This is a genomic window from Rathayibacter sp. AY1F6 (assembly GCF_002932035.1).
In the GTDB taxonomy this organism is placed as follows: Bacteria; Actinomycetota; Actinomycetes; order Actinomycetales; family Microbacteriaceae; genus Rathayibacter.
Genome location: NZ_PSVD01000002.1, coordinates 21,338 through 37,398, shown reverse-complemented (window position 1 = coordinate 37,398; position 16,061 = coordinate 21,338). Strand labels below are relative to the sequence as shown.

The following is a 16,061-nucleotide window of genomic DNA, read 5'->3' as shown; positions in this document are numbered from 1 at the left end:
CGCCGACGGATCAGGTCAGGTACTCGACGTCGTCGTACAGGATCGGCGCGTCCTCGGCGTCCGGATCCTCGACCGGGACGTCCTCGTGCTCGAGGATGACCGCGACGCCCGGGGAGACCAGCACGCAGACCTCCCGCTCGCCGGCGACCGTGAAGCTCACCATGTCGCCGCGGTTGCGCACGGCCTCGACCAGGCGCTTCTCGAGCTCCTCGGTGTCGAGGGAGACGGCGAGGAGGAAGCGGCGGCCGTCGATGCTGAGCGTGGTGCGCCGCATCGTCGCCTCGGGCTCGGGAGGCGTGCCGCGTCCGCCGCGGCCCGGCGTGACCGCCTTGACCCGCAGCGACGAGGCGTGCATCCGGATGACGGCGTTCACGAGCCCGCCTCCGGGCGCGACTCGTGGTGGCGGCGGCCGCCGGAGCGGCGGTCCTCCTTCATCTCGGACTCGAAGAGGTGGCGGCGTCCGCCGGCGAGCTCGTCGCGCGCGGCGCGCTCCTGCTCCCGGAACGCGGCGTAGTAGGTGTCGTCGTAGTCCTCGACGATCTGGAAGGTCCAGCGCCCCTCGATGACGTTGCGGCCGACGAGCTCGGCCTCGATCCGCTCGGCGGTCGCGGCGTGGCCGGCCTCGCGCAGCGCGTCGACGGCCTCGCCCAGAGCGAGGTCGGCCGCGCCGGTGAGCCGGTGGAAGCCGTAGAGCAGACCGCGGGCGTGCTCGACCGTCTCGAGCGCCTCCGAGAGCTTCCCGAGCGCCGCCACGGTGGCGTCGTCGAGACCCTCCGGGCGCAGGTGCGCGGAGTCGGGGTGGTCGTGTGAGCTGCTCATCCAGGTGAGCTTAGGCCGACCTAAATGCTCTGTGACCCCCTTGCGCCGCCGCCGGGAATGGTTCGTGCCCGGAGCGGCAGGGCGGTCAGGTGCACGTCGCGGAGCCCTCCGTCGTCGGCGACGGCGGTCAGGAAGGTGCAGGCCGGCTGGCGCCTCCGATCCGTCGGGGAGCCCGGATTGAGCAGGCGGAGACCCGCCGGGGAGACGGTGTCCCAGGGGATGTGGCTGTGCCCGAAGACGAGCACGTCGGCACCCGGATGAGCGGCGTCGGCGCGGGTCTCGCGGCCGGTCGCCGCTCCGGTCTCGTGCACCACGCGGACGTCGAGGCCGGCGACGCGGGCGCGCGCGACCTCGGGCAGGCGGGCGCGCAGCGGCTCCGGATCGTTGTTGCCCCACACGGCCAGCAGGAGCGCCGCCCGCTCCTCCAGCGCGTCCAGCGTCGCCTCGTCGACCCAGTCGCCCGCGTGCACGACCAGGTCGGCCTCGTCGACCGCGCGCCACACCTCGTCCGGGAGGGCCTTCGCCCGCTTCGGGAGGTGCGTGTCGGCGAGCAAGAGGAGGCGGACCGGACCGTCGACCTCGGGTGGAGAGCCGTCGGGGCCGGGCTGGAGCAGGGGCATCAGCGGGCGGGGCCGGGCGTCGGCTCCACTCCGCCGTCGGCGCCGGGCTCGTTCGCGGTCCCGGAGCTGCGGAGGCGGGCGTCGAGCGCCTCGAGGTCGGCGGCGAACCAGAGGTGGTCGCCGCGGTTCGACTCGACGACGAAGGCCTGCAGCGCGCTCGACTCCGCCACCGGCCCGCTGACGTCGCCGAGGATCACCAGCCGCTTGCCGTACGAGACGAACTTCTGCACGAACTCGTCGGCGATGCCGGAGCGCAGGCGGAGGAACTCGGGGTCGAGCCGGCCGACGGGCACCACGATCGTCTCGACGTCGCCGCCGTAGGTCTCGCCGATCAGCGCGATCGCGTCGTCCGGGGTCGAGAGCGCGCCTCCGTCGTCGTCGACGAGCAGGAGGGGGACGCCCTGGCGGGTCTCGGTTCTCATCGGGCCAGCCAATCACGTCGGCCGGGGAGAGGCGAGCAGTGCCGTCCGGGCCTCCGCTCGGGGCGTCCCCTCCTGCGCCGGTCGTGCTTGCGGGGACACGCCGATCAGGCGTCCGGACGGGCTGCCCGCACCGCCGCTACGAGCCCGGCAGCTCGACGCGGCGCTTGAAGCCCACGTGCGAGTCGACGAAGCCCAGGCGCAGGTAGAAGCGGTGGGCGTCGGTGCGGGCGGCGTCCGAGGTCAGCTGGACGAGCGGCGTTCGGAGCTCGATCGCAGCGACGTCCAGCACCCAGCGCATCAGGGCCGTGCCGATCCCCGCCGACCGCTCGGCGCTCGCCACCCGGACCGCTTCGACGAGCAGGCGGGAGCTGCCGCGGCGCGCCATCCCGGGGATCACGGTCAGCTGCAGCGTGCCGACCACGGCTCCGGCGCCGTCCACCGCGACCACGAGATCGTTGCCCGGGTCCTGCGCGATGCTCCGGAAGGCGGCCTCGTAGGCGGCCCCGTCCTCCTCGGCGGCGACGTCTCCGCGCCCGGCGCTGATCGGGTCGTCGGAGAGGAGCCGGACGATCGCGGGGAGGTCGTGGAGCACCGCGCGGCGGAGGAGGAGGCTCCTCTCCCCGGGGCCGGCGTCGCAGGGGAGGGTCAGGTCGGCGATCATGCCCTCATCCTCCCGCGGCCGCTCGCTGCTCCACGGCGGGAGCGGTCGTCGGAGGCGGGCAGGATGCGGCTGAGAGCGGCAGGGGGATCCTGGTGCCCGGTCCGCACGTCCACGCGCCGCGTGCCGCAGCCGGCGCAGCGGACGTACACGACGACGCCCTCGCTGGTCCGGTGGGCCGACTCGGTCGTCCAGCCGTGCTCGTGCGGATCGACGGCGGGGGCGAGCGGCTCGGAGGGGTGCGGGGAGGGTGTGGAGGTGCGCATGGGAGCCACTGTGCTGTCATGGTCTTATGCAGCTCAACCCTTACGGCGAGTACGCGGTCCTGCTCGCCGCCTCCCTCGCGAACGACTGGCCGTCCGACCGCGAGGGCATCGAGGCTCGAACGCGCGAATACGGCATGACGATGGCCTTCGAGTCCGGCCCGGACGACCACGCCCGGACGCGCGACGTGATCGACGAGTGGCTGGAAGTGGTCGACGCGCCGACTCCGAGCGGCCGGGCGACGTCGCTGAACCGCCAGATGGCCGCGATCGCCGCGTATCCGCGCCTGACCGACCACGACGACGAGGGCTGGCACCTGCACTACCGCGACCAGGACCAGTCCCTGGCGCACGTCCTCCACGCCGTCATCGCGGTCGGCACGGCGCTGCACCTGACGACCCGGGGGATGAGCCGCCTCCTGCGGTGCGAGGCCGGTCGGGCGCCGGGCGACCACTGCAGGAACGTCGTCGTCGACGTGACGCGGAACGGCCGGCAGCGGTACTGCTCCGTCCGCTGCGCGAACCGGGCCGCGGTCCGGCGGCACCGCCTGCGGCACGCGGAGTGAGTCCGCGCGGCCCCGTCACTCCGCCTCGTCGCCGCCCGGCTTCATCCAGAACGGGGAGTAGTGGTAGCCGTCGAGGTCGTCGAACTGGCGCTGGTACATGAAGGGGTAGTCGTCGGTGTCGCCGATCCGGCCGCCCGCGGCGGCGGCCCGCTCGACGAGCTCGTCGACGGCCGCGCGGCTGTCGAGGTCGAACGAGACGGTCACCTTCGAGGGGGTGCCGGGGGCGCCGATCAGCTCCTCGGTGGCGCCGACGCTCTCGTACATCGCGCGGCTCGCGAGCATGACGGACGTGCCGGGACCGATCGCGAAGCAGGAGACGTCCTCGCGGGACATCTCGGCGTTCAGGGTCCAGCCGAGCGCGGTGTAGAAGGCGGTGGCGCGCTCGACGTCGTCGACCGGGCAGGTGATGAAGAGGCTCATGCGCTCACCCTCGCCACCTGCGGGCGGGCCGTCAAGAGCTCCGCGAGGGAACTCCGGACGGCCCGCCGGGACTCAGCGGAACGACCGCAGCCGCAGGCTGTTCAGCACGACGAAGACACTCGAGAACGCCATCGCGGCGCCGGCCACGAGCGGCCCCAGGAGTCCGGCCATCGCGAGCGGGATCGCGGCCACGTTGTAGGCGAAGGCCCAGAAGAGGTTGCCCCGGATGACCGCGAGGGTGCGGCGCCCGAGGCGCAGGGCGTCGGGCACCCGGGCGAGGTCGTCGCCGACGAGGGTGATGTCGCTCGCCTCGATCGCCGCGTCCGATCCGGAGCCCATCGCGATCCCCACGTCCGCGGCGGCCAGCGCGGCGGCGTCGTTCACACCGTCGCCGACGAAGGCGACGTGGCGGCCCTCCGCACGGAGGCGCTCGATCACCGCGAGCTTCTCCTCCGGCAGCACCTCGGCGACGACCTCGTCGATGCCGACGGCCGAGGCGACGGCCTGCGCCGCCCCCGGGTTGTCGCCGGTCAGCACCATCACCCGCAGGCCCCGCTCGCGCAGGGCGCGGACGGTGCGGGACGCCTCCGGCCTCGGCTCGTCGCGGAGGACCGCGAAGCCGCGCAGCGCCCCCTCCCAGCCGACGCCGACGACGGTGCCGCCCTCGGCGGTCGCTCGCTCGGCGCGCTCGGCGAGACCGCCCGGCGCGAAGCCCCACTGCTCCTCCAGCCAGCGCAGCCGGCCGGCGACGACCAGGCGGTCCTCGACCCGGGCGCGCACGCCGAACCCGGTGCTGGAGCGGAATCCGGTCGCCTCGGGGACGTCGAGGTGCGCGGCCCCGGCCACGATCGCTGCGGCGAGCGGATGCTCCGACCCGCGCTCGACGGCGGCGAGCATCCGCAGGCTCTCGTCGTCGCTGGACTCGACGACCTGGAAGGCGCCGGTGGTGAGCGTGCCGGTCTTGTCGAGCACGACCGTGTCGATCCGGCGCCCGGCCTCGAGCACCTCCGGCCCGCGGAGGAGGATCCCGAGCTGGGAGCCGCGGCCGGTGCCGACGAGGACGGCGGTCGGGGTGGCCAGGCCCAGCGCGCACGGGCACGCGACGACGAGGACGGCGACGGCGGGAGAGACGGCGGCGGCGAGGTCGGCGCCGGCGATCAGCCAGCCGGCGAGGGTGGCCAGGGCGAGCACCACCACGACCGGCACGAAGACGGAGGAGACGCGGTCGGCGAGCCGCTGGACGCGCGCCTTGCCGGCCTGCGCGTCCGAGACGAGACGGCCCATCCGCGCGAGCGTGGTCTCGGAGCCGACGCGGTCGACGCGGACGGTGAGCAGGCCGTGGGCGTTGAGAACTCCGCCGGTCACGGTCGAGCCGGGGCCGACCTCGACCGGCACGCTCTCGCCGGTGAGCATGCTCGCGTCGATCGCGCTCGAGCCCTCGAGCACGGTGCCGTCGGCGGCGACGGTCTCGCCGGGGCGCACGCGGAGGACGTCGCCGACGGCGAGCGAGGACGCGGGCACGCGCTCCTCCTGTCCGTCGGCGGCGAGGCGCACGGCGTCCTTCGCGCCGAGGCGGAGGAGCGCCCGGAGCGCCGCACCGGCGTCGCGCTTCGACCGCGCCTCCAGGTAGCGGCCGGCCAGCACGAGGACGGGGACGGCGGCGGCGACCTCGAGGTAGATCTCGTCGTGGCCGGAGCGGCTGCCCAGCAGCTCGAACGGCATGCTCATGCCCGGCCGCCCGGCGTCGCCGAGGAACAGAGCCCAGACCGACCAGGCGAAGGAGGCGCTGACCCCGAGGCTGATCAGGGTGTCCATGGTGGTGGAGCCGTGCCGCAGCGCCCGCCAGGCGTTGCGGTGGAAGGGCAGCGCGCCCCAGACCGCGACCGGTGAGGCGAGGGCGAGGCACAGCCACTGCCAGTTCGCGAACTGCAGCGGCGGGATCATCGAGAGCAGGACCACCGGCACGGCGAGCAGCGCGGAGACGCGGAGCCGCGTGCGCAGGGCGCGCCGCTCGCGGTCGTCGTCGCTCTGCTCCTCCTGCTCCTCCGCCGGAGCCGCCTCGCCGGTGGAGGGGACCGTCGCGCTGTAGCCCGCGGCCTCGACGGCGGCGATCGCGTCGGCCGGAGTCGTGCCGGGCGGGAGGATCAGCGTCGCGCGCTCGAGGGCGAGGTTGACGGTCGCGTGGACTCCGGGGAGCGCGTCGAGGCGCTTCTCGACCCGCGCGACGCAGGAGGCGCAGGTCATCCCTCCGATGGCGAGCTCGAGCGGGGTGCCGGTGGTCTCGGCCACGTCAGCTCAGGGGAGCGAGGCGGTAGCCCGCGTCGGCGACGGCGGCGGCGATCTCCTCGCGGCCGAGCGGCCGGGAGGAGCCGACCGTGACGGTCGAGACCCCGTCGGGGGCGAGGGACACATCGACCGCCGAGACCTCGGGGTAGGCGGCGAGCTCCTCGGTGACGCTGCGGACGCAGTGCTCGCAGGTCATGCCCGCGACGCCGAAGCTCTGCACGGACGCGGCCGACAGGGAGCCCTGCGCTGCGTGGCCGGCATCGGAGCGGCCGGCGTCGCCGTGGCCGCCGCACGCGCAGGCGCCGCCTCCGCCGCAGCCGCACCCTCCCGTCGATCCGCTCGCGGTCAGGCCGAGGTCGATCCTGGTGCTCATGGGTCCTCCTGTGTGGTGCGTCCGGTCCGATCCGGTCGATCGGCCCGGTGGGCGTCCGGTCGTCATGCCGGTCTCAGCATACCCCCGGGGGGTACTCCATGGTAAGCCCGCCGAGCCCTCTCGGCAAGGCGGGAGGGCGGAGGAGGGATGATCTCAGGGGCGGCTCGGAGCCGCGCGAGGAGAGAGGGGCGCATGGATCCCGCATCGACGCCGCACTGGGGCGAGCCCCCGCCGCGCACGCCGCCGGCGGTCCCGCTGCCCCCGCGCACGCGGTTCGAGCCGACCGCGCTGCTCGCCGCGCCCCTGCCCGCCCCGGCCGCCGTCCGGGCCCGGGTCCGTCAGGCCGCCCCGGAGCGGCAGCGCCGGCTGGCGGCGCTCGCCGCGGTCACCGAGGGGTTCACCGTCCTGCGCACTCCCGAGCTCGCCCGGGCGCTGCGCCGGATCGCGGCACCCGCCTCCGCCGCTCCGGCCGCCGCCGCCGCAGTGCTGGCCGTCGGCCGCGACGGACTCGAACTCGCCGCCGAGCGCGCGGACGCCCTGCGCATCGCCGAGTGGGATCGGATCGTCTCGGTGGGCGTCGGCACCTCGCCCTCGGGTGCCCACCGGGTCCGCGCGCTGGTCCTGGCGGTCCTCGCGCCGCCGCCCGCCTCCGCCGTCCTGCGTGCGGCGAGGCGGCGCCCGCGCACCGTCCTCGTGCCCCTGGTCGTCGCCGCCCCGGCCGCTCTCGGCTGGCGCGTGGCCGACGACCGCACGTTCCTCCTCGCTCTCGACCGCCTCCAGCGCGCCCTCGAGGAGCGGGCCCGGTGAGGGCGCGGCTCCGCTTCGCCCTCGCGGCCGTCGCCGTGCTCGGCCTGGGTCTGGCGCTGCGGTTCGTGCTCACGGGGCTGCTCGCCGACCTCGCCGGCGGAGTGGCCTACGTCGTGCTGGTGGCGCTGCTGATCGCGGTGCTCCTGCCGCGCATCCCGGGCGTGACGGCTGCCGGGATCGCGCTGGCCTGGTCGATCGCGATGGAGCAGCTGCAGGCGATCGGAGTCGCAGCGCGCCTGGTCGAGCTGTGGGCGCCGCTCCGCCTCGTCGTCGGCACCACCTTCTCCTGGCTCGACATCGCGGCCTACGTCCTCGGCGCGGTCGTCGCCGCGGCCGTGCACCTCGCCGTCGCTCCGCGCGAGCAGTCCGCCTGACGGGAGTCCGCGCCCCCCGTCTTCTGTTCGCCCGTCGGCCGGGCTGCCGCGGGGCGTCCCGGCGTCCGCCGAGGCGCCGGCCCCGCCCCCGGGCCACGGCCGAGGTGTTCGTGCGCTCCCCGAGGCGCCGCCGTCCCCGCGGTGCCTCGCCGGCGGACGCGGTGTCTCGGCGGAGGAGCGACGCCGACCGCCGGAGCGGCGCGGTCCCTCCGCCCCCGCGCCCCTGATTAGGGTGAAGCCATGAGCGAGCCGGCACTCCCCGAGACGACGGCCCCGCGGGCCTCGGCCCCGCACGACCACCGCCGCGACCGGCGCATCCCCGAGCCCGTCGACCGGTTCGCCACCGGCGAGGAGTACCCCGAGTACCGCGTCGACCTGGAGCGGATCCGCTTCTCGCCCTACTTCGCCCGACTCTCCGCGGTGACCCAGGTCATCTCGCCCTCCGGCGTCGGCCAGGTCGTGCACAACCGGCTCACGCACTCGATCAAGGTCACCGCGGTCGCCCGCGCGATCGCGATGCAGCTGACCACCACCGATCCCGCCCAGCGCGAGCTGGTCGAGCGGCTCGGCGGCTGCGACCCGGTGGTCGTGCAGGCCGCGGCCAGCGCGCACGACCTCGGCCACCCTCCGTTCGGCCACCTCGGCGAGCAGGCGCTCGACCGCCTCGCGCGCGAGCGGCTGGGGCTCGCGGAGGGCTTCGAGGGCAACGCGCAGTCGTTCCGGATCCTCTCCGAGCTCGACGTCTGCGAGACGGTGGAGGTGGGGCTGAACCTCACCGCCGCCTCCCGAGCCGCCGTGCTCAAGTACCCGTGGGGGCGGACGGTCCACCGCCCCGGCATCGACTCCGCCGACCCGACCGAGCTGCCCCGCGGCTCGACCGCCAGCCGGTGGGAGACCGCGCCGCCGAAGTTCTCGGCGTACACCCTCGACCTCGACGACCTGCTCGACGCCCGCTCAGGCTTCGCCGCGATCGCCCCCTGGCAGCAGACCCTCGAGTGCTCGGTGATGGACGTCGCCGACGACATCGCCTACTCGCTGCACGACCTCGACGACTTCTACCGCGCGGGGGTGCTGCAGCAGGCGGCCGTCGCCGTGGAGTTCCGCGCGTTCCTCCGCGAGCAGAACGCGCTCGCCGCCCTCGACGCCGAGGAGCTGTGGGCGCGGGCCCCCGGGCACTCGCTCGAGATGCTCCGCCGGAGGCTCGTGGCCCGCGACCCGTGGATCGCGAGCGACGAGCACTTCCGCGCCTCCGTGGAGCGGGTGTCGACCGAGCTGGTCGAGGGGCTCCTCGCGCTCCCCTTCGACGGATCGACGCGCACCGAGCGCGCGATCGAGGCCTTCGTCTCCTCCTGGATCGGCCGTCTGCAGCGCTCCGTGGTGGTGCTCGCCGAGCCGAACGTGCGCTCGGGCCACCTCTCCCTCCTCCCCGACGCCTGGCACGACGTGGCCGTGCTGAAGTTCGTGCACACCCGCTTCGTGATCGATCGGCCGGACTTCGCCACCTACCAGCGCGGCCAGTCGCAGGTGCTCGAGACGCTGGTGACCCACCTCGACGCCTGGCTCGAGGATCCGCGCGACGGCTCGCGGGCTCCGCAGAAGCTGCTCGACCTGATCGAGCTCGCGACCGACGGCTACTTCCGCCTGCGCGCCGACCACCCCGACTGGCTCCCGTCGGACGAGCGCGGCCGGCCGACCTCCGACCCGGCCGCGCTGCAGCGGCTCGGCCGGGGGCGCGGTGTGGTCGACTACGTCGCGACCCTGACCGACGAGCAGGCGATGGCGCTCGCCGCCCGCCTCCGCGGCGATCGCGAGCCGTGGGCGATGGGGACCTGACGCCCCGGCGGGTGGGTTGACACCGCGCGTCGCGTGTGGCCTCGGCGGCTCCTCGCCCGTCGTTCCGGGGGAGGAGCCGCCGCCCGGCCGCCGAGGACGCGTTCCGCGACCGCCCAGCGGGCGTCCAGGAAGCGCAGCCTGAACGACAGCGTAAAATCACGGAGGCACATGCCAGGATCGACAACTCGACAGGGAGTTCCGTTGGACGGAAACGCAACGACCACGCACCGCAACGTCGCATTGCTGTCCGTCGCGACCACGCTGGCTCCGCGCGTGACCACCTCGGCCGAGATCGAGGCGCGGCTCGCTCCGGCGCTCAAGCGACTGCGGCTCCCCACCGGGCTCCTCCAGCGCGTCGCCGGAGTGCACGAGCGCCGCAACTGGGGCACCGAGCAGGGCTTCGACGGGGCGGCGATCGACGCGGGCAAGCGCGCTCTCGCCGAGGCCGGCGTCCGCGCCGACCAGATCGGCCTGATCATCAACACGTCGGTGACCCGCAAGCACCTCGAGCCCTCGGTCGCCGTGCGCCTGCACCACGGGCTCGGCCTGCCCTCGTCGGCCATCAACTTCGACATCGCGAACGCGTGCCTCGGCTTCGTCAACGGCATGACCCTCGCCGCACAGCTGATCGACTCCGGCCAGATCCGCTACGCGCTCATCATCGACGGCGAGGACGCCGACGAGATCCAGGTCAACACCATCGAGCGCCTGAGCCGCGAGGGCGTCAAGCGCAAGGACTTCATGAGCGAGTTCGCGAGCCTGACTCTCGGCTCCGGCGCGGCCGCGGCCGTCCTCGGCCCGGCCGACGAGCACCCCAAGGGCCACCGCATCCTCGGCGGCATCACCCGCGCGGCCACGCAGTTCAACGAGCTCTGCGTCGGCAGCGTCGACGGCATGTTCACGGACGCGAAGGCGCTGCTCAAGGGCGGCATGGAGCTCGTCCTCTCGGCGTGGAAGGAGGCCACCCGCGACTGGAACTGGAGCGGGATGGACCGCTACATCACGCATCAGGTGTCGGACGTGCACACCGACGCCCTGGTGAAGGCCGTCGGCATCGACCGCAGCCGCGTCCCCACGACCTACCCCACCCTCGGCAACGTCGGCCCGGCGTCGATCCCGATCACCCTGGCCCAGGAGGCCGAGACCCTGCAGCCGGGCAACCGGGTGCTGCTCATCGGAGTGGGCTCGGGCATCAACACCGCGATGCTCGAGATCGCCTGGTGAGCGCGCCCCACCCGGCCGAGCGGATCCGCGGAGCGCTCGGCTCCACGGCCGCGGCGCAGCTGCCCCCGGCCGGGCTCGACGGGCTCGATCCCGCGTGGTCGCGCCTCGTCGACGCTCCGGACGCCCAGGGCGTGCCGCGCCGCTGGCACCTGCTCGACACGGGTGAGGCCCTCGGCACGGAGCCCGTCGGCACCGTCCTCTGCGTGCACGGCAACCCCACCTGGTCCTACCTCTGGCGCCGCCTCGCGGCCGCCACGCTCGAGTCGGCCCGCCGGGGAGGCCCCGCCTGGCGGGTGGTCGCTGTCGACCAGCTCGAGATGGGCTTCTCCGAGCGGACCGGCGCCCTGCACACGCTCGCCGATCGCGTGCGCGAGCTCTCCGACCTCACCGACGTGCTCGGCCTCGACGACGTGGTCACCCTCGGCCACGACTGGGGCGGAGTCGTCTCGCTGGGCTGGGCGGTCGACCACCCGGAGCAGCTGCGCGCCACGATGCTCCTGAACACCGCGATCCACCAGAGCGCCGACGAGCCGATCCCGGCCCCGCTCCGGCTCGCGCTCGCGTCGGGCGTGCTCGGCGCCTCGACGGTCGGCACGCCGGCCTTCCTCGAGACGACCCTCGCGCTGGGGCACCCGGCGCTGCCCTCCGCGGTGAAGGAGGGGTACCGCGCGCCCTACCGGTCCGCCTCGCGCCGCGGCGGAGTGGGCGGCTTCGTCGCCGACATCCCGGTCGACTCCGCGCACCCGAGCGACCCGGAGCTGCAGCGCATCGCCGAGGGCGTCAGCGCCCTGACGACGCCGGCCCTGATGCTCTGGGGCCCGCTGGACCCGATCTTCTCCGACCGCTACCTCGACGACCTCGTCGACCGCCTCCCGCACGCGCAGGTCCACCGCTACGAGGGAGCGGGCCACCTGGTGGCCGAGGACGTCGACTACTCGTCCGCCGTCCTCACCTGGCTGGGCGACCTCTCCGACGGCGAGGAGCCGTTCGGCGGCGACCCCGCCCCCGACGTCCGCCGCCCGACCGCGCCGGTCGAGCCGCTCTGGGCGCACCTCGGCCGCAACGCGCAGGACGACTCGCTCGCCCTGGTCGAGATGGCGCCTCCCGGAGGCGGCGGGCCCCGCTCGGTCTCGTGGCGCCTGCTCTCGCAGCGGGTCCGCGAGCTCACCGCCGGGCTCCGCGCCTCCGGCGTCTCCCCGGGCGACCGCGTCTCGCTCCTCGTGCCGCCCGGTGCCGACCTGACGGCGCTGCTCTACGCGTGCCTGCGCATCGGAGCCGTCGTGGTCGTCGCCGACGCGGGCCTGGGCCTGCGCGGTCTCACCCGCGCGGTCCGCGGCGCCTGGCCGGATCTGGTGGTCGGCGCCCTGCCCGGCCTCGCCGTCGCGCGGGCCCTCCGCTGGCCCGGCGGCCGGGTCTCGACGCAGACCCTGCCCCGCGCCTCCGCCTCTGCCCTCGGGGTCGACACGTCGCTCGGGCAGCTGATCGAGCTCGGCCGCGCCGAGCTGGCCGCCGACCCGGAGGCGCTGGGCGAGGCGCCCGCCGCCGACGCCGTGGCCGCGATCCTGTTCACCTCCGGCTCGACCGGCCCCGCCAAGGGCGTCGTCTACACGCACCGGCAGCTCGCCGGCGTCCGCGACGCGCTCGCCCGCCAGTACGGGATCGGACCGGGCACCGGCCTCGTCGCGGGCTTCGCGCCGTTCGCCCTGCTCGGTCCCGCGCTGGGCACGCGCTCCGCCACTCCGGACATGGACGTCACCGCGCCCCGGACGCTCACCGCGGCCGCCGTCGCCGCGGCCGCCGCCCGGGTCGACGCGACCGTGCTGTTCCTCTCGCCGGCCGCACTGGCCAACGTCGTGGCCACCGCCGGCGCGCTCGACGCCGACGACCACCGGGCCCTCGCCGGCGTGCGCACCTTCCTCTCGGCCGGCGCCCCCGTCTCGGCGGGACTGCTCGGCGAGGCGCAGGCGCTCATGCCGAACGCCTCCGCCCGCACGCCCTACGGCATGACCGAGGGGCTGCTGCTCACCGACGCGTCGCTGGAGGGCATCCGCGAGGCCGCCTCCGACGACGACCCGCGCGGAGGCGTCTGCGTGGGCGTGCCCGCCGCGGGCGTCCGGCTGCGGATCGCCCCGCTCGACGCCGACGGCCGCGCCACGGACGAGCCGGAGGAGATCACCGGCACGACCGGCGAGATCGTCGTCTCGGCCGGTCACGTCGAGGACCACTACGAGCGCCTCTGGCTCACCGACCGTGCCGCCCGCGTCGGCGCCGTCCCGGGCGAGCGCTGGCACCGCACCGGGGACGTCGGGCGGATCGACTCCGCCGGCCGCCTCTGGGTCGAGGGCCGCATGCCGCACGTCGTCGTCACTCCCGACGGCGTGGTCACGCCGGTCGGACCGGAGCAGCGGATCGAGGCGCGCGTGGCCTCGGTCGCCCGCGCCGCGATCGTCGGAGCCGGCCCGCGCGGAGTCGCGCAGCTGGTCGCCGTGGTCGAGCTGCGCTCGGGCGCGCGCCGCGTGGTGCTGGCCGAGGAGGCCCTCGCCGCCGAGGTGCGCGCGGCCGTCGCCCGGCCCGTCGCCGCGGTTCTCGTCGTCCCGGCGCTGCCCACCGACATCCGCCACAACTCCAAGATCGACCGGGCCGCGCTCTCGCGCTGGGCCGAGGGCGTGCTCGCCGGCGGCCGGATGGTGGCGCCGTGAGGGTCCTGGTCACCGGCGCGAGCGGCCTGCTCGGCGGTGCGGTGGCCGCGGGCCTCGTCGCCCAGGGGCACGAGGTCCGCACCTTCCAGCGCCGGCCCTCCGGGGTCGCGGGCGTCGAGGAGGCGCGGGGCTCGCTGGCGGATCCGCGCGCGGTCGAGGAGGCGGTCGACGCGGCCGAGGGCGTCGTGCACCTCGCCGCGAAGGTCTCGCTCGCCGGCGATCCTGGCGACTTCGACCGCGTGAACATCGACGGAACCCGGCGTCTGCTCGCCGCCGCCGCCCGCGCCCGCGTGAGCCGCTTCGTCCAGATCTCGTCGCCTTCCGTCGCCCACTCCGGCTCCTCGATCACCGGCGACGACGCCGAGCCCGCCGATCCGGACCGCGCCCGCGGCGACTACGCGCGCACCAAGGCCCGCGCCGAGCTGCTGGCCCTCGCTGCCGACGCCCCCGGCTTCGCGGTGGTCGCCGTGCGCCCGCACCTGGTCTGGGGTCCGGGCGACACCCAGCTCGTCGCCCGCATCGTCGAGCGGGCGCGCGCCGGCCGGCTGCCGCTCCTCGGGCACGGCCAGGCGCTGATCGACTCCACCTACATCGACAACGCCGCCTCGGCGATCGTCGCCGCTCTCGGGCGGGCGGAGGAGGTGCATGGCCGCTCCTACGTCGTCACCAACGGCGAGCCGCGCCCCGTCGCCGAGCTGCTCGCCGGGATCTGCCGCGCCTCGGGCGTCGAGCCGCCGCGCTGGTCCGTCCCCGCCTCCGTCGCCCGCGCTGCGGGCTCGCTCGTCGAGCGCGTGTGGGCCGTGCGGCCCGGCGCCGATGAGCCGCCGATGACCCGCTTCCTCGCCGAGCAGCTCTCGACCGCGCACTGGTTCGACCAGCGCCGCACGCGCGCCGATCTGCAGTGGAGCCCGTCGGTCACCCTCGACGAGGGTCTGGCGCGCCTGTCCACCGCCCGCTGAGGCGGCGGCTCCGGAGACGACGGAACGGACGGGACTCCGTCGCCGAGGCGAGGGGGTCCCGTCCGTCCGGGGCTCCCGCGAAGGATCGCGGGAGGGGAGCCGAGGTCAGTCGGCGAGGATGAGGTACAGCGCGCGACGGGTCTCGTCGAGCTTGGCGGAGGCGGCGGCGCGCTGCGCCTCGGTCGCTCCGCGGAACTGCTGCACGACGCCCATCAGCTTGCCGACGTTCTCCATGAAGGCACGATCGGCGTCGCTCGCGCCGGGAGTGGCCTCCCAGGCCGCGTCGAGCTCGTCGGCGTGCTCGCGCACGTAGGTGCCGCCCGCGTCCGTGAGCTGGTACTCGGTGCCGCGGCCCTCGCCGACGGCCGTGATGAGGCCCTCGTCGACGAGCTGCTGGAGGGTGGGGTAGACGGAGCCGGGGCTGGGACGCCACGATCCGTTCGTCTTCTCGGCGATGGCCTTGATCAGGCCGTAGCCGTTCGAGGACTTCTCGGAGAGGAGGGAGAGGAGGGCCGCGCGGACGTCACCGCGTCGGGCGCGTCCTCCGCCGCGGCCGAAGGGGCCGCCGAAGCCGGGGCCGAAGCCCGGGCCGAAGCCGAAGCCGGGCCCGAAACCGCGGCCGTGACCGCCGGGTCCGCGGCGCTGTCCGCGGCCGGGGTGCTCGTGGCGGGAGGAGTGGTCGCCGTCGCAGGAGTCGCGGCGGTCGTCGGAGAAGAAGGTCCTGGAGTTCATGGGTGTGCTGCTCTCTGTCGTGAGGGGATCCCTTTCGATCGGATCCGGTCGCCCGTCGGGAGCGGCTGCTTCCGATCTGTCGGCGATGCATTAACGATATATCGGTGACGGATCGCATGTCAACACCTGAATTGCCCGTAGCCTGGGAGCTCCCCGTCGATCGAGAGGTCCCGCATGCCGCTTCCCGACTCCGAGCTCGAGGCGTACCTCGACTCCTCCCTCCTCGCCGGGGACGTCCTCACCGGCCGCGCGAGCAACCTCGGCAACCTCCGCGGCCTCGCCGCCCGCGAGCCCGCGCACCTCTACGGGGTGGACGTGGCGGAGCACTGGACGCTCGAGAGCCTGCTCGCCCTGATGGGGGAGCGCGTGGGGATCAGCACCGACCCCTCCTTCGAGAGCGGGCAGGACCGGATCGACGCCCGCCTGACGGTCGCGGGTCTCGCCCGCTACCGCGACCGGTTCGCCGCCGCTGTCCGCGAGGGGGCGCTCCTTCTGTTCACCACCGCGCACCCCGCGACCCTGATGGACGTCTACCGCCGCTTCGCTGCTGCCGCGACGGAACGGGGCGCTCGCGTGATCGACGTGAATGCGCTCCCGTTCGCCGCCCCCGACGCGATCCGCGTGCCTCTCGCGGACGAGCACCAGGCCCTGTGGTGCACCGGCGGGGTCACCTGCGTCTACCGCGGGGGAGGGCTGCAGCACACGCACTCGCCGGAGCCGATGGACGCGCTGCTCGACCGCCTCGACGAGCTCGGCATCCGCCCCGACCTGGTCGTCGCCGACCACGGCTTCGCGGGCGCCGCCGGCCGGCGGGGGCTGCCGGTCATCGCGATCGCCGACTGCAACGACCCGGCGGTGTTCGTCGCCGAGGCGCAGGGCTCGATCGAGGTGGTCGTCCCGATCGACGACGGGCTGGCCGTCCACCTCTACGAGCCGGTGATCGACTTCGTCCTCCGCGCCCTCTCGGAGCCCGCGCGCACCTGACGGCTCGTAGAATCGCCTTCGG

The 16,061-nt window shown here is 75.0% G+C and carries 18 protein-coding genes; 8 read left to right on the top strand and 10 right to left on the bottom strand.

The window, feature by feature from the left end:
- Positions 1 to 10: 10 nt before the first annotated feature.
- The 6 genes from C5C44_RS02325 to C5C44_RS02300 form a co-directional block, all read right to left on the bottom strand.
- On the bottom strand, positions 11 to 373 hold the full coding sequence (locus tag C5C44_RS02325; RefSeq protein ID WP_104224172.1) for a hypothetical protein: 363 nt from the start codon (positions 371 to 373) through the stop codon (positions 11 to 13).
- Positions 370 to 819: a hypothetical protein gene (locus tag C5C44_RS02320; protein ID WP_104224173.1), complete on the bottom strand. Its 450-nt coding sequence runs from the start codon at positions 817 to 819 to the stop codon at positions 370 to 372. Before C5C44_RS02320 ends, C5C44_RS02325 begins: the two co-directional genes overlap by 4 nt.
- 20 nt (positions 820 to 839) lie before the next feature.
- On the bottom strand, positions 840 to 1,439 hold the full coding sequence (locus tag C5C44_RS02315) for a metallophosphoesterase (RefSeq protein WP_104317654.1): 600 nt from the start codon (positions 1,437 to 1,439) through the stop codon (positions 840 to 842).
- Positions 1,439 to 1,861 carry a DUF4180 domain-containing protein gene (locus C5C44_RS02310; protein ID WP_104335198.1) on the bottom strand — a complete coding sequence of 141 codons (423 nt, stop codon included), beginning with the start codon at positions 1,859 to 1,861 and terminating at the stop codon, positions 1,439 to 1,441. The genes C5C44_RS02315 and C5C44_RS02310 overlap by 1 nt, the downstream gene beginning before the upstream one ends.
- A gap of 136 nt (positions 1,862 to 1,997) precedes the next feature.
- Positions 1,998 to 2,522: a GNAT family N-acetyltransferase gene (locus tag C5C44_RS02305; RefSeq protein WP_104225943.1), complete on the bottom strand. Its 525-nt coding sequence runs from the start codon at positions 2,520 to 2,522 to the stop codon at positions 1,998 to 2,000.
- Positions 2,519 to 2,785, bottom strand: a complete 267-nt coding sequence (locus tag C5C44_RS02300) for a hypothetical protein (protein WP_104335197.1) — start codon at positions 2,783 to 2,785, stop codon at positions 2,519 to 2,521. Before C5C44_RS02300 ends, C5C44_RS02305 begins: the two co-directional genes overlap by 4 nt.
- Positions 2,786 to 2,811: 26 nt before the next feature.
- Here C5C44_RS02300 and C5C44_RS02295 point away from each other — a divergent pair, with 26 nt between their 5' ends.
- The gene (locus tag C5C44_RS02295; RefSeq protein ID WP_104335196.1) at positions 2,812 to 3,348 is read left to right on the top strand and encodes a CGNR zinc finger domain-containing protein; all 537 of its coding nucleotides are present in this window, start codon (positions 2,812 to 2,814) and stop codon (positions 3,346 to 3,348) included.
- 15 nt (positions 3,349 to 3,363) lie between these two features.
- Here the strand turns inward: C5C44_RS02295 and C5C44_RS02290 are convergent, their stop codons facing one another.
- The 3 genes from C5C44_RS02290 to C5C44_RS17285 form a co-directional block, all read right to left on the bottom strand.
- Positions 3,364 to 3,768: a VOC family protein gene (locus C5C44_RS02290; protein WP_104261051.1), complete on the bottom strand. Its 405-nt coding sequence runs from the start codon at positions 3,766 to 3,768 to the stop codon at positions 3,364 to 3,366.
- Between the two features lie 72 nt (positions 3,769 to 3,840).
- Positions 3,841 to 6,057 (bottom strand): cation-translocating P-type ATPase, encoded by a 2,217-nt coding sequence (locus C5C44_RS02285; protein WP_258066626.1) that lies wholly within the window; start codon positions 6,055 to 6,057, stop codon positions 3,841 to 3,843.
- Position 6,058: 1 nt separating this feature from the next.
- A complete protein-coding gene (locus C5C44_RS17285; RefSeq protein WP_104224180.1) occupies positions 6,059 to 6,427 on the bottom strand; it encodes a heavy-metal-associated domain-containing protein in 369 nt (122 codons plus the stop codon).
- Between the two features lie 192 nt (positions 6,428 to 6,619).
- On the opposite strand from C5C44_RS17285, the gene C5C44_RS16860 reads away from it, so the two are divergent.
- The 6 genes from C5C44_RS16860 to C5C44_RS02255 all read left to right on the top strand — a co-directional run bounded on the left by C5C44_RS16860 (position 6,620) and on the right by C5C44_RS02255 (position 14,323).
- Complete coding sequence (locus C5C44_RS16860) at positions 6,620 to 7,234, top strand: hypothetical protein (RefSeq protein WP_181126997.1); 615 nt, start codon at positions 6,620 to 6,622, stop codon at positions 7,232 to 7,234.
- Entirely contained in the window at positions 7,231 to 7,608 is a 378-nt protein-coding gene (locus tag C5C44_RS16855; RefSeq protein WP_181027128.1) for a DUF2809 domain-containing protein, read from the top strand. Before C5C44_RS16860 ends, C5C44_RS16855 begins: the two co-directional genes overlap by 4 nt.
- Positions 7,609 to 7,848: 240 nt before the next feature.
- Positions 7,849 to 9,441, top strand: a complete 1,593-nt coding sequence (locus C5C44_RS02270) for a deoxyguanosinetriphosphate triphosphohydrolase family protein (RefSeq protein WP_104224182.1) — start codon at positions 7,849 to 7,851, stop codon at positions 9,439 to 9,441.
- Positions 9,442 to 9,609: 168 nt separating this feature from the next.
- Complete coding sequence (locus tag C5C44_RS02265) at positions 9,610 to 10,665, top strand: 3-oxoacyl-ACP synthase III (protein WP_104225938.1); 1,056 nt, start codon at positions 9,610 to 9,612, stop codon at positions 10,663 to 10,665.
- Positions 10,662 to 13,364, top strand: a complete 2,703-nt coding sequence (locus C5C44_RS02260; protein ID WP_258066625.1) for an alpha/beta fold hydrolase — start codon at positions 10,662 to 10,664, stop codon at positions 13,362 to 13,364. Before C5C44_RS02265 ends, C5C44_RS02260 begins: the two co-directional genes overlap by 4 nt.
- Positions 13,361 to 14,323, top strand: coding sequence for an NAD(P)-dependent oxidoreductase (locus C5C44_RS02255; protein ID WP_104335194.1), 963 nt, complete (start codon positions 13,361 to 13,363; stop codon positions 14,321 to 14,323). The genes C5C44_RS02260 and C5C44_RS02255 overlap by 4 nt, the downstream gene beginning before the upstream one ends.
- A 105-nt stretch (positions 14,324 to 14,428) precedes the next feature.
- Here the strand turns inward: C5C44_RS02255 and C5C44_RS02250 are convergent, their stop codons facing one another.
- The gene (locus C5C44_RS02250; RefSeq protein ID WP_104224185.1) at positions 14,429 to 15,055 is read right to left on the bottom strand and encodes a PadR family transcriptional regulator; all 627 of its coding nucleotides are present in this window, start codon (positions 15,053 to 15,055) and stop codon (positions 14,429 to 14,431) included.
- Between the two features lie 174 nt (positions 15,056 to 15,229).
- Here C5C44_RS02250 and C5C44_RS02245 point away from each other — a divergent pair, with 174 nt between their 5' ends.
- Positions 15,230 to 16,039 (top strand): phosphatase, encoded by an 810-nt coding sequence (locus tag C5C44_RS02245; RefSeq protein WP_104249757.1) that lies wholly within the window; start codon positions 15,230 to 15,232, stop codon positions 16,037 to 16,039.
- Positions 16,040 to 16,061 lie beyond the last annotated feature (22 nt).